General features: G+C 42.8%; 1 pseudogene. It reads left to right on the top strand.

The features are described from left to right. A pseudogene (locus AAEY62_RS22505) lies at positions 1 to 271 on the top strand (heavy metal translocating P-type ATPase); the annotation flags it as partial.

Raw genomic sequence — 271 nt, 5'->3', positions numbered from 1 at the left:
CAATTAGCTGGTATCAAATTGACCCTGATGTCGCTTTTTGGATCACTATATCGGTGTTAGTGGCCACCTGCCCGTGCGCATTGAGTTTAGCTATTCCAACCGCGTTAACGTGTGCTTTGGCTACCTTCACTCGTAAAGGAATATTAATTCAGCAAGCACATGTGCTCGAAACACTCTCATAGCTTACTTTAGTTGCTTTTGATAAACCCGGTACGCTTACGCAAGGTAAATTTAGCCTCGATGTTGTTGACATACTTGATGATAACTACAG

Source organism: Pseudoalteromonas sp. GW168-MNA-CIBAN-0100 (genome assembly GCF_040309225.1).
In the GTDB taxonomy this organism is placed as follows: domain Bacteria; phylum Pseudomonadota; class Gammaproteobacteria; order Enterobacterales; family Alteromonadaceae; genus Pseudoalteromonas; species Pseudoalteromonas arctica.
The sequence above is the reverse complement of the archived record's forward strand: the minus strand, read 5'-3'. Positions and strand labels throughout refer to the sequence as shown.